The following is a 12,465-nucleotide window of genomic DNA, read 5'->3' as shown; positions in this document are numbered from 1 at the left end:
TCTCGACGAGTTGCTGCTTGCCGACGCCGAGCCCGTCGACCGGCGTCTGCGGCCGCTCGGCCAGGCCGACACGCCGGAGCAGACGGTCCGTCGCGCGGAGCGTGTCGTCCCAGTCGACGCGCCCGCCCCGCCGGGTGCGCTCGTGGCCGAGGAAGACGTTCTCGGCGATCGACAAGTGCGGGACGAGCGCCAGCTCCTGATGGATGATCACGATTCCGTGCCGCTCGCCGTCGCGGACGTCCTTGAAGGCCACGCGCTCGCCGTCCCAGCGGATCTCGCCGTCGTAGCCTCTGTGCCCGTGCACGCCGCTGAGGACCTTCATCAGGGTCGACTTGCCCGCGCCGTTCTCGCCGCAGACCGCGTGGATCTCCCCGGCCCGCACGGTCAGGTCCACGTCGGCCAGCGCCTTGACCCCGGCGAAGGCCTTGGTGATACCGCGCATCTCCAGGACGGGGCGGCTCACCTGAGCTGTCCCGCCGTGAAGTAGCCCTCGTCCACGAGGAGCCGGGTGTTGGACCTGTCGACGCTGACCGGGTCGAGGAGGTAGGCGGGCACGGTCTTCGCGCCGTTGTCGTAGTCGGTGGTGTTGTTGACCGTGACCTTCTTGTCGTTGAGGAGCGCGTCGCCCATCGCCACCGTCCGCGCGGCCAGGGCGCGGGTGTCCTTGAACACGGTCTGCGTCTGCTCGCCCCGGATGATGGACTTCACCGACGCCAGCTCCGCGTCCTGCCCGGTGATGACCGGCAGCGGCCGGCTCCGCGTGCCGTAGCCCGCGCTCTTGAGGGCGGAGATGACGCCGACGGAGATCCCGTCGTACGGCGAGAGCACCGCGTCGACCCGGGCCGAGCCGTAGTTCTTGCTGAGGAGGTCGTCCATGCGCTTCTGCGCGGTGCCGCCGTCCCAGCGCAGCGTGGTGGCCTGGCCGAGGCGCGTCTGCCCGCTGCGCACGACGAGCCGGCCGCTGTCGAGGTGGGGCCGCAGCACCTTCATGGCGCCGTTCCAGAAGTACCTGGTGTTGTTGTCGTCGGGCGAGCCCGCGAACAGCTCGATGGTGCGCGCGCCACCGCGCCCGGTGGGCCTGCCGAGCCGCAGCTTCCCGACGATGTACCGGGCCTGGAGGCGGCCGACGCGCTCGTTGTCGAAGGACGCGTAGTAGTCGACGTACTTCGAGCCGAGGATGAGGCGGTCGTACGAGATCACGGGGATGCCCGCGTCGTGGGCGCGGCGCAGGACCTCGGTGAGGGCCGAGCCGTCGATGGCGGCGATCACCAGGAGGGAGCGCCCCTTGGTGATCATGTTCTCGATCTGGGCGATCTGGTTCTCGACCTTGTCGTCGCCGTACTGGAGGTCGGTCCGGTATCCGGCCTTCTCGAACTGCTCGGCCATGTTCTCGCCGTCGGCCATCCAGCGCTCGGAGGCCTTGGTGGGCAGGGCGAGGCCGACCGTGGCGCCCTTGCCGGTGTCCGGCTCGTAGCGGCTGCCGCCCCTGGCCTCCTGGCCGCAGCCGGCGAGGGAGGCGGCGAGCAGGGCGGCGCTCGCCAGGGCGAGGAGTGCGCGGGTGCTCATGGGTCAGCTCCCTTCCGGGGCGGGGAAGCGCTCCAGATCGCCCGGGAGCCGTGCGCCGAGCGGCGAGAGGCCGCTGTCCGCGCCGTGCCGGACGAGCAGGTCGAGGACGAGCCGCCCGCGCCGGACGCGCTCACGGGCGGTGGCGAGGGCGTGCTCGCGCAGCTGGGCGCCGTAGGGGTAGATGCCGGGCGATCTGCTCAGGCCGAACTTCACGTACAGCGGGGCGCCGCGCCGGATCAGCTCGGCGACCTCGTACATGCGGACGTAGCCGCCGAGGTCGTCGGGCGCCTCCGCATACATGTCGAGCGGTGCCCGGCTCACCCGGCGGATCTCGGTGAGGTGATCGAGCGTCAGGTCCGAGGGCACGTTCAGGGAGTCGGCGCCGAGCCGCTCGTACACCCCGAACGAGGCCGGGTTCACCGGGCCCGTCAGAGCCGACACCTTGAACGTGGTGCCGGTGGGCAACAGGCCCTTCGCCCGCAGCCGGTGCAGCGTCCACAACACGCCCTCGTCGGCGACGAGCAGACAGCGCACGCCGAGCCCGGTGGCGCGCAGGGCGTCCTCCACGCACCCGGCGAGCGCGTCGTGGCCCCGGGCGCGCGGGCCCGCGCCGCCGGACTCGGTACGGGTGGAGGCGCCGGTGTCCCAGGTGCCGCGCGGCCCGGTGAACAGGCACAGCTCGACGGCGCGCGCGGCACAGGACTCCACCATCTCCGTGATCTCGGCGTCGGTCAGCATCCACACGCCGCTGCCCTGGCTGACCCGGTGCACGGGCACGTCGAGCCGCGCGCTCTCGTCGAGGACGACGGCCAGGGCCTCGGGCCCCTCCACGGACGGGATCTCGGTGCGCCAGGCGCCGCCGTCGGGGAAGGCGTAGGGCGACGCGTCGGCCGGGTCGGCCGTCGGGACGGCGTGCCCGATGCGCGCCAGGGCGTCCACGCCGGGGCGGCGCGGGGCGCGCGGGGCGCGTGGGGGCGAGGAAGAGGTCAAGGGGGCTCCATGGCTCGGGAGTTCAAGGAATTGCTCTACGTCGTTCGGGATTTCGGACGCTGTACGAGTGGGAGGACATGCGGGCTGACGGGCCGCGCGAGTCGCGGCTCCCCTACGGGCGGAGCAGCACCTTCCCCGTCCGGGGATCGCCGTCGCCGGCGAGCGCGACGGCCGCGCCGAAGTCCTCCAGCGGGAACTCGTGCGTGACGAGCGCCCCCGGGTCGAGCAGCCCGGCGCCGAACGCGCGGACCGCGTCCGACCAGGCGGCGGAGGAGGCACCGAAGACGCTGCGCAGCTCCAGCTGGCTCAGGGACAGGTGCACCGGGTCGATGCCGACGGCGCCGGGCGCGAACATCCCCGTCAGGACGACGCGCCCGCCGCGCCGGGCGAGCAGACAGGACGAGGCCGCGCTGGCGGGCGCGCCCGCCGTCTCCACGACGAGGTCGAAGCCGCCCCGCGCGGCCTTCGCCTCCTCCGGGCTCAGCGCGGCGGTGGCGCCGAAGGCCCGCGCCCGCTCGCCGCGGGCCGCCCGGGGCTCGACGACCGCCAGGACGGCGGGCGTCGACGCGGCGAGCAGCTGGACGGCGAGCATCCCGAGGGTGCCCGCGCCGACGACGGCGATCCGTTCACCGGGCCGGGGGCGGGCAGCCCGCGCGGCCGCCGCGACGACGGCGGCGGGCTCCAGGAGGGCCGCAGCCCGCAGGTCCGCGTCGTCCGCCAGCGGGTGCAGAAGGCGCGCGGGCACGGTGAGGTGGTCGGCGAACGCGCCCGGTTCGGTGAAGCCCGTCTCCGCGTACCCGCCGGAGCACAGGCTGGTCTCCCCGCACCGGCAGCGCTCGCACACCCCGCAGGAGCGGAAGCCCTCGGCGACGGTCCGCCGCCCCACGAGCCCGGTGTCGACGCCGTCGCCGACGGCAACGACGGTGCCGGCCCACTCGTGCCCGGGCGTCACCGGATACCGCACGTACGCGGCGTCGCGCCGGCCCTCGTACAGCTCGCGGTCGCTGGCGCAGATCCCGGCGGCGGCGACGCGCACCAGGACCTCGCCGGGGCCGGGGACCGGAGTCCCGCGCCGGACGAGGCGGTGGCGGCCGGGCCGCTCGACGACGACGGCGCGGCTCACCGCGGGCTCCTCCGCTCCCAGCCCTCGGCCCACAGGTCGAACCGCGCCCGCCGCTGCGGGAACTCGGCCGCCGCGTCGACGTCGAGCTCGACGCCGAGGCCGGGGGCGTGCGAGACGGCGAAGCAGCCCGTCTCCGGGTCGACGCGCGGGGCACCCCGGACCACCTTCTTGATCTCCGCGTCCGCGAAGTCGTTGAAGTGCTCCAGGATCTTGAAGTTGGGCGTGCAGGCGGCGAGTTGGAGGGAGGCCGCGGTGAGCACCGAGCCACCGACGTTGTGCGGCGCGACCAGCGTGTAGTGCGTCTCGGCGGTGGCGGCCAGCTTGCGCGCCTCCAGGATGCCGCCGATGTGGCCGACGTCCGGCTGGATGATGTCGGCGGCCTGTGACTCGAAGAGCTCGCGGAACTCGATCCGGTCGTGGATGCGCTCGCCCGTCGCGATGGGCACCTCCACCTTCGCCGCCACCTTCGCCAGGGCCTTGAGGTTCTCCGGCGGCACCGGTTCCTCCAGCCACGCGGGGGCGAAGGGCGCGAGTTCCCGGGCGAGACGGACCGCCGTCGACGGCGAGAAGCGGCCGTGCATCTCCAGCATCAGCTCGGCGTCGGGCCCGATGGCGTCGCGCACCGCCTCGATCAGGGACACGGCGTACCGGCTCCGCTCGGCGTCGAGTTCGAGGTGCCCGGTCCCGAACGGATCGATCTTCAGGGCGCGGTAGCCGCGCGCCACGACCTCCTTGGCCGCCCGGTGGTAGGCCGCCGGGGTGCGCTCGGTCGTGTACCAGCCGTTGGCGTACGCCTTGACGCGGTCGGTCACCTTCCCGCCGAGCAGCTGCCACACCGGCACGCCGAGGGCCTTGCCCTTGATGTCCCAGCAGGCCGTCTCCACCGCGGCGATGCCGGACATCACGATCTCCCCGGCCCGCCCGTAGTCCGCGTACTTCATCCTGCGGACGAGCTCCTCCACCGCGAACGGGTCGGAGCCCGCGATGTGGTTGGTCTCCGCCTCGCGGAGGTAGCCGAGCAGGGCGTCGGTGCGGCCCAGCATGCGGGTCTCACCGACCCCCGTCAGGCCTTCGTCGGTGTGGACGAGCACGTAGGTGAGATTGCGCCAGGGGGTCCCGACGACATGAGTGCTGATTCCCGTGATGCGCACGGCAGTTGCCCCTCGGGCTCGTTCGAAATTTCGGCACACGTTCGAAATGGTGGCGTGACCGTAAGGGGCCGTTCTCAGGGGTGTCAATGGGTCGCGCACGGGTCCGTGCGACGCGACCATTGCCTCACCAACACCGCCGCGCATAGCCTTCGTTCGCCATATCGACCGGCGGCCGAAGTATCGAACGTAGAGGGTGGTGGACGGCATGGGACGCCTAGTCCCCGCGGTGACCAGGGCTTTCGACATACTGGAGCTGTTCCTGGACGGCGACGGCACCCTGTCCGCGCCGGAGGTCACCCGCAGGCTCGGACTGCCGCGCACCACCGTGCACGAACTGCTCACGACGCTCTCCGCGCGCTCCTATCTGGCGCCGGTCCCGGAGCGGCCGGGCCGCTACCGCCTCGGCGTGCGCACGTACCAACTGGGCAGCAGATACGCGGAGCGGCTCGACCTGGCCGCCGAGGGGCAGCGCGTGGCGCGGGAGGTCGCCGAGACCTGCGACGAGACCGTGCACGTCGCGATCCTGGAGGACACGGACGTCATCTACATCGCGAAGGTCGACTCCACGCACGCCGTCCGCATGGTCTCCGCCGCGGGCCGCCGCCTGCCCGCGCACTGCACGGCGGTCGGCAAGATGCTGCTCGCCGCGCTGCCCCCGGCCGAACTCGACGCCCGGCTCGCGGACCGCGAACTGACGGCGATGACCCCCGACAGCCTGACCGACCCGAGCGCGCTGCGCGCCGAACTGAGCGCGATCCGCGAGCGCGGCATCGCCTCCGAGCACCGCGAGTCCAACCCGGACGTCAGCTGTGTGGCCGCGCCCGTGCGCGACAGCGCGGGACGCGTGGTCGCCGCGCTCTCCGTCTCCGTACCGATGATCCGCTGGAGCGAGGAGCGCGAGGCGGAGCTCGCGGAGCTCGCCGCGAAGGGCGCGGGCGAGCTGTCCGCGCGCCTGGGCCACCGGGGCGCGCGATGAGGCGCCCGGCGGCCGAGGTCGCCGTCCACGCGTCGGCGGACCTCGGCGAGGGCCCCACCTGGGACGCGGCCACGGGACGGCTGCTGTGGGTGGACATTCTCGGCTCGCGCGTGCACACGTACGACCCCTCGTCCGGACGCCGTACGGTGCTCGCCACCGAGCAGCACGTCGGCGCGGCCGTGCCGCGCGCGGGCGGCGGCCTCGTGGTGAACCTGCGTGACGGCGTGGGCTGTTACGCCCCGGACGGCTCCTTCTCCTGGCTGGTCCACGCCCCCGTACCCGGCCGCAGGGGCAACGACGCGGCGGTCGCCCCTGACGGGTCGCTGTGGGCGGGCACCATGCGCTACGACGAGGCGCCCGGCGGCGGTGACCTCACCCGCGTCGCCCCCGACGGCACCACGACCGAGCTGTTCCCCGAGGTGACCGTCAGCAACGGCATCGGCTGGAGCCCGGACGGCACCCTCGTGTACTACGTGGACAGCCCGACGCGACGGATCGACGTCTGCCGCATGGCGGGGCACCGGCCCGTCGACCGGCGGGAGTTCGTGTCCATCGAGGTGGGCGCGGGCTTCCCGGACGGCCTGACCGTCGACACCGGGGGCTGCGTCTGGGTGGCTCTCTGGGACGGCGCCCAGATCCGCCGCTACACCCCGGACGGCACCCTCGACCGCGTCGTCGAACTCCCCGTGCACCGCCCCACGGCCTGCGCCTTCGGCGGCCCGGACCTGCGCGACCTGTACGTCACCACGGCCCGCGTCGGCCCCCGGCGCCCCCACCCGATGGCGGGCGCGGTCCTCGTGGTGCCGGGGGCGGGGGAGGGCCTGGCGGGGACGCCGTTCGCGGGCTAGCCGACCGGCGTCCGCTCAGCGTGGTGCTTCGCGCAGCAGCAGGACGTCCCGGCCGAGACCGATCAGCAGGCCCTGACCCGGCGCCCAGGCCAGGGCCTCGCCGGGCTCGGGCAGTTCGAGCAGCGCCAGGGGGCGGCGGCCGTGGAGGTCCCAGGCGCGCAGGGTGGCGTCGGCGCCCAGGCTGAAGGCCGCGGGAACGCCCTGGCAGCGCCCGAGGGCGACGCTGCTGACGGCGGCGGTGTGCCCGGCGAGGGGCGGACCGAGCGGGTCCCCTCCGGTCGTGTCCCAGAGACGGATGCTGTGGTCGCCGCCGACGGTGACGGCGACCGGCCCGGCCACGGAGGGGCGAAGAGCCACCGAGCGGACGGGGCCTTCCTGGCGGACGACGCCCCGGGGGAAGAGCCCTTCGGAGGTCAGGTGCCAGAGCCTGACGGTCCTGTCGTCGCCGCAGGAGACCACGGTCGCGGAGCCGTCCGCCGCCGCGGCGAGGGCGATGCCGGTGACCGGCGCGTCGTGCGCGGAGACGTGCCTGCCGAGGAGGCTGCGGCCCGTCAAGTCCCATACGGCGATGCTGTGGTCGACCCCGCCGGTGACGGCGACGGGCCCGCCGTCGAGGCGGCCGACGGCCAGCGCGTCGACGCGGCCGGTGTGCCCGGTCAGCGGCGGCCCGGTCTGCTCCCCGTCGGCGCCCGTGATCCGCACGGCCCGGTCCGCCCCCACGCTGACGAGGACCGTACGCCTGGACGTCCGGGCGAACGCCACGCCGGTGACGACGCCGTGGGCCGTGCCGACGCGGCGCAGGACGCGGCCGGTCGTGAGGTCGCGCAGACAGACCTCGGCGCCGGCCGCGACGGCGGCCACCCGCAGAGCGCCGATGGTGCCGCAGGCCAGGGCGGTGACCGGGCCGGGATGGCCGTACTCGGGCGGTGGCGTCGGGGAGTCCGGGTACCAGCGCCGGACGGTGGTGTCCCGGCTGCCGGTCAGCACGACGCGCCGACCGCCCACCACGCTCGTCGCGAGGGCCGTGATGGAGCGCGTGTGCCCGCCGAGGACCCGCTCCGCGCCGTCGGGCAGCGAGCGCAGCGCGAGGTTCTCGGCCCGGGGGATCACGGCGACGGCCGGGGCGGGGCCGGAGGAGGCCAGCAGACCCACAGGGCCCGTGGCCGGCGGGAGCCGCGATGGCGGGCCCGCCACGGGGACGGGGTCGGCCACCGTGCCGCCGAGGGCGACGTCCCAGAGGCAGGTGCGGTCGGCGCCCGCCGCGAGCACCAGGGCCCGGCCCCGGCCGACCGGCGTCGCGGACAGGCACTCGATCAGCGCGGGGGCGCCCGGAAGGGCGGCGCCCAGCGCGGTGCGCCGCCCGAGGCTCCACAGCCGGACCGCCCCGTCGCCGTCGGCGGTGACGGCGAGCGGCGCGCCGGGCAGGTCGAGCACCGCGAGGGCGCGGACCGGCGCCGTACCGGTGCTGATGGGCGGTCCGACGGGCTGCCCCCGGTGCGGGTCCCACAGCCGCAGCGTGCCGTCGGTGGCGGCGGACAGGACGAGCGGGACCCCGTCGACCGCGACGAAGGCCACGCCGGTCACCGCTCCCCGATGGCCCCGCAGGGCCGGGCCGTGCGGGCGTTGCTCCTCCAGGTCCCACTGGCGGACGGTGGCGTCGCCCGCCCCGGTCAGGCCGTACGTCCGGGTGCCGAGCCGCCCCAGGGCGACCGCGTGCACGCGACGGGTGTGGCCCGTCATAGGGAGGCCCAGCGGCTGCTCCGTCCACAGGTCCCACAGGAGCAGCTCGGTGCCGTCCGTGCTGAGCGCCACCGGGCGCCCGGCGGACTCGCCGACGGCGAGCGCGGTGACGGTCCGCTGAGTGACCAGGACCGTGCCGGACGCCCTGCGGCTCGCCCGCCCGGAGAACCAGGAGGGCGTCCAGGCCACGGGCGCGGCCCCGGGGGAGTGGGCCAGGCGCCGTGCGAGCACGGCGTTCTGCGACCGGGCCGCGTCGATGGCCATGACGGACCGCCGTGCCGCGGGGTCGGCGCGGCGGTGCCGGTCGGTGGACATCCGGTACACGCCCGCGAGTTCGCGTGCCTCGGGGCTCTCGGCGGCGTCGAGATGCCCGGTCAGGCCTGCCGGGTCGGCGTGCGCCAGGAAGCCGGGGTCCGCAAGGAGCGTGTCGCGCAGGCCCGCCGCGGCGGCGTGCCCGACCAGGTGGCGCAGGTGGTAGGGCAGCGCGAGGGCCCAGTCCACCGTGCCCGCCCCGGCGGGCCGCAGGACCGAGAGCAGGGCGCGGTGAACGGCCGCGGCCGACACCGGCGCCGCCTTGAGGTGGTCGACGAGCTCCTGGTGGAACAGGCGGTACAGGGTCGTGCCGTCGGTGTCCACCGAACGCCGCAGATAGAACGCGAGGTCGGCGAGGACCCGGGACACGGCCGCCCGGTCCGCCGCCGCGGCGGGCGCGCCGTCCATCAGCGGCGCAAGCACGAGGACCAGTTCGGCGGGCAGTCCCGGGTGCGCGGCGTGGGACAGGGCCGCGAGCACGGGCCGGGCCCAGGCGTCGTCCAACTGCCGCAGGTGCAGGGCGAGTACGTCGGGGACGTCGCGCGGCACCTCCGCCACCGCCCGGTCGACCCCGCCGGGGCCCACCGGGCCCGGCGCCGTCAGCAGATGCTGGAGGTACAGGCTCGCCAGGAGGTACGAGCCCGGCGCTCCGGCCCGTGCCGCGCCGCCGGGGGTCCCGCCGTCCGGCACCAGGGCCTCGGCGATCCGCAGGCTGAGTTCCTTCCGAAGCGCCGCCTGAGCGGCCGTGTCGTACGCGGGATCCCGCTCCAGGTGCCGCAGGAGGTAATGGGTCACGTCGGTGCGCAGCGCGGCGGTGGGCACCGTGTCGAGGTCCAGCACTCCGCGCTGCCGTGCCTCGGCGAGCAGCGCGGCCGCCTCGGCCACGTCCCGGGTGCCCACCAGGAGGCGGCACACGGGCTGTCCGCCGCGCCGCCGCCGGCCCCGGTCGACGGTGCGGGCCCGCGCGAGCGGGAGGAGCAACAGGGCCACGGTGTCCGGCACGTGGGCCGCCTCGTCGAGGGCGTCGACGACGATCACGGCGGGCGGGCCGCCGTTCGACACCCGGTGGCGCAGCGCGCCCACGACGTCGGACGCCGTCCACGCGTCGGCCCCCGTGCCGAGCCCCAACTGCCCCGCCAGGGAGGCGGCGAGCTCGCCGGTGCCGCGGCCGCGCGCGTGCACGGCGGCGAACGAGGTCCCGCGCCCCGGCAGGGGCAGGTCCGGCGGCAGCCTGTCGATCAGCAGGGCGCGGAGGTCCGGATGGGCGGCGCACACCAGCATGCCGAGGAGGGCCGACTTCCCCGATCCCGGGCTGCCGGTGACCACACGCAGGTGCGGGTCCTGGTCGGTGACGCCGTCCACCCACGGCGTGAGCAGCCCCAACTCGTCGCGGCGGCCGGTGAACAGGCACACCGCGCGGCCGGGCGCCTTGTGCGTGCCGAAGGCGCGCCCCATGTAGTGCTGGGCGTCGAGCACGGGGTCGAGCTCGGCGAGGAAGCCGCGCAGGGAGTCCTCGGTGTGCAGGCGCAGCCGGGCCAGCGGCGTCGACCGGTAGCGGGGGTTGCGGAAAAGGCGCAGGGCGGGCTCCTCGCCCAGGGCGAGCGGCGTGCTGTCCAGGTGCTGCGGTCTGCCGTCCTCCTCCCGCCACAGGGCGTCGAGGGTCCTGCGTATCTCCCGTGCGACCAGCGAGACGGGGACGAACTCGACGCCCGGGTCGGTGCCCAGGCCGTCGGCGCGGACCCGCCGCAGGACCGCGGCGACGGCCTGGCTGAACCGGCCTCGGTAAGCCTTCTCGTCCGCCGCCGACGCGGCGAGCACCCATGCCTTGCGGCGCTCGGCGCGCAGCCGCGTCCGCCACGCGACCCACTGCCAGTCGACAGCCGACCCGGCGTGGCAGACGTCGAGGAGCAGCAGCACGGAGGGCTGGTCGGGGCGGCGCTCGACCGCGCGCAGCCAGGCCTCCACGTCGAGCCCGTCGTACGGACCGCTGTCGCTCATGGCGAGGTACAGGCCGCCCTGGTCGTCGGTGTGGCCGTGGGTGAGGACGTGCACGACCAGACCGCCCGTGACGGGGGTGGCGCGCAGGGCCTCGTCGAGGGCGCCCTGGGTCTCGGCGAGGGCCGGGTCGGCGAGCACGCCGTCGCCGTGCAGCTGGTGCCCGAGCGCGGACAGCGCGAGGGCCACGGCATCGCTGTGTCGGTGGGCGAAGCGCAGCGGGCGGAAGCCGGGCGGGGCCTCCTCGTCGGCGGGGACGGCCGGCGGCGGCCGGAAGGCGCCCACGGAGATGACGAGGGAACGCTCGGCCGGGCTCCCTGCGGGAGGGGCCGGGTCCGGTCCGCGCGGCGCCGGGGGCGGCTCGGTCGTGTGTGTCATGTCTCGCTTTGGACGAGTACCCGGGCGGCCCGTGGTCAGTCGCTGACCTCGCCGGGTTCGCGGGCCGGCGGCGTGGCCGTCCAGGTCAGGGTCACCTGGAAGTGGCTCTCCACCACGCTGCTGGAGATGAGGGCTCCCGCTTCCGCGTTCAGCCGTACGCCGAAGGCCACTTCGACGCCGTCCGGCCGCGGTTGGATGTCGCGCAGGGGGCGCACCATCGCGCTCGCGACGTCGCGGATCTGATCCATGGCGTGGTCCAGGGTGCTGGCGGCCTCGATGTAGCCGCCGCGGCGGGCCAAGGAGCGCGCGCCGTACTCCTGGTCCTCCACCTCCACGCTCGCGATCCCGCCGTCGGCCAGCGGGAACCGGGCCACCTCGCGCATCGTTCTCCTTCTGACCGCAGGAACGGGCTTCGCGCCCCGCCGTCCGAGGCTTGCCCTATTGTGCAGGAAGCTCAACGCGCCTGTGGGAAAAGGAGATCGCTCCTCGACGGCGCGGTGAGGAGCCGGGGCAGAGGCGAGCATCGGAGTGCCGTGCGGATCGTTGGCGTACACGGTGTGGGGAACCACCAGCCGGGGCAGTCCGCGCAGGACGCGGCGGCACGGCTGACCGGGATCTGGCAGGGGCATCTGGCCCGGGGCCCCGGCGCCGCCCTGATGAGCACGGCGGACCTGTCCGTCGCGTACTACGCCGACCACGTCCAGGACGAGGACGCGCAGGGCGGCGACGTCGGCCTGGACGATCTGCCGGACGACGCCGAGCAGTTGGTCCGGCTCTGGCTGGGTGAGCTGGGCCTGCCGGACGAGGAGGACCAGGGGCCGGGCACGTGGCCCGTCCGGCAGGCGCTGGGCTGGCTGGCCGCACGGCGCCGCCTCTCACCGCGGCTCGTCGAGCGGTTCGTCGCCCGGTTCTTCGGCGAGGTGGCCACGTATCTGCGGAGCGGGACGCGGGCCAGGGACGACGCGCGGAACGCGGTGGCGGAGACGATCGCCCGCGAGCGGCCCGATGTGGTGATCGCGCACTCGCTCGGCTCCGTCGTCGCCTACGAAACGCTGTGGGCGCACCCCGAGCACCAGGTGGAGCTGTTCCTCACGCTCGGCTCGCCCCTCGCCCTGCCGCACGCCGTCTTCCCCCGTCTTGATCCCGCGCCCGCCGACGGTGTCGGCGGGCGCCCGCCGTCGGTGCGCCGCTGGGTCAACGTCGCCGACCTCGGTGACCTGGTCGCCCTGCCGGTGCGCGGTGTCTCCCGGCACTTCCGCGGGGTGGACGCCGACACCCACGAGACCATCCACGCCTTCGACTTCCGTCTGGCGGCGCACTACCTGGCCAGTGCGGCGGTGGGGGAGACACTGACCGGGCACGCCGCCCGCGCCTGAGCGGGGCGCC

At 75.1% G+C, this 12,465-nt stretch carries 9 protein-coding genes and 1 pseudogene; 3 read left to right on the top strand and 7 right to left on the bottom strand.

What is annotated here, in order from left to right; all coding sequences use genetic code 11:
• Positions 1–4: 4 nt before the first annotated feature.
• From CP982_RS43200 to CP982_RS05985, 5 genes and pseudogenes are all read right to left on the bottom strand, one after another.
• Positions 5–403 (bottom strand): annotated as a pseudogene (locus CP982_RS43200) (ATP-binding cassette domain-containing protein); the annotation flags it as partial.
• 56 nt (positions 404–459) lie between these two features.
• Entirely contained in the window at positions 460–1,566 is a 1,107-nt protein-coding gene (chvE, locus tag CP982_RS06000; RefSeq protein ID WP_150509530.1) for a multiple monosaccharide ABC transporter substrate-binding protein, read from the bottom strand.
• Positions 1,567–1,569: 3 nt separating this feature from the next.
• Complete coding sequence (locus tag CP982_RS05995; RefSeq protein WP_150509529.1) at positions 1,570–2,556, bottom strand: hypothetical protein; 987 nt, start codon at positions 2,554–2,556, stop codon at positions 1,570–1,572.
• A gap of 112 nt (positions 2,557–2,668) precedes the next feature.
• Entirely contained in the window at positions 2,669–3,679 is a 1,011-nt protein-coding gene (locus CP982_RS05990) for a zinc-dependent alcohol dehydrogenase (protein ID WP_229878867.1), read from the bottom strand.
• Complete coding sequence (locus CP982_RS05985) at positions 3,676–4,830, bottom strand: mandelate racemase/muconate lactonizing enzyme family protein (protein WP_150509528.1); 1,155 nt, start codon at positions 4,828–4,830, stop codon at positions 3,676–3,678. Before CP982_RS05985 ends, CP982_RS05990 begins: the two co-directional genes overlap by 4 nt.
• 205 nt (positions 4,831–5,035) lie before the next feature.
• Between CP982_RS05985 and CP982_RS05980 the strand changes: the two genes are divergently transcribed.
• Positions 5,036–5,806: an IclR family transcriptional regulator gene (locus CP982_RS05980; protein WP_150509527.1), complete on the top strand. Its 771-nt coding sequence runs from the start codon at positions 5,036–5,038 to the stop codon at positions 5,804–5,806.
• Positions 5,803–6,654 (top strand): SMP-30/gluconolactonase/LRE family protein, encoded by an 852-nt coding sequence (locus CP982_RS05975; RefSeq protein WP_150509526.1) that lies wholly within the window; start codon positions 5,803–5,805, stop codon positions 6,652–6,654. The genes CP982_RS05980 and CP982_RS05975 overlap by 4 nt, the downstream gene beginning before the upstream one ends.
• Positions 6,655–6,669: 15 nt before the next feature.
• Here CP982_RS05975 and CP982_RS05970 read toward each other — a convergent pair whose 3' ends face one another.
• Both CP982_RS05970 and CP982_RS05965 read right to left on the bottom strand, forming a co-directional pair.
• Positions 6,670–11,079 carry an AAA family ATPase gene (locus CP982_RS05970; RefSeq protein ID WP_150509525.1) on the bottom strand — a complete coding sequence of 1,470 codons (4,410 nt, stop codon included), beginning with the start codon at positions 11,077–11,079 and terminating at the stop codon, positions 6,670–6,672.
• A 35-nt stretch (positions 11,080–11,114) separates the two neighbouring features.
• Positions 11,115–11,462: a CU044_2847 family protein gene (locus CP982_RS05965; RefSeq protein WP_150509524.1), complete on the bottom strand. Its 348-nt coding sequence runs from the start codon at positions 11,460–11,462 to the stop codon at positions 11,115–11,117.
• Positions 11,463–11,636: 174 nt separating this feature from the next.
• Between CP982_RS05965 and CP982_RS05960 the strand changes: the two genes are divergently transcribed.
• On the top strand, positions 11,637–12,455 hold the full coding sequence (locus CP982_RS05960) for a serine peptidase (RefSeq protein ID WP_150509523.1): 819 nt from the start codon (positions 11,637–11,639) through the stop codon (positions 12,453–12,455).
• The last annotated feature ends 10 nt before the right edge of the window (positions 12,456–12,465 follow it).

It is taken from the genome of Streptomyces spectabilis (genome assembly GCF_008704795.1).
In the GTDB taxonomy this organism is placed as follows: Bacteria; Actinomycetota; Actinomycetes; order Streptomycetales; family Streptomycetaceae; genus Streptomyces; species Streptomyces spectabilis.
This window is presented reverse-complemented; position numbering and strand designations above follow the sequence as displayed.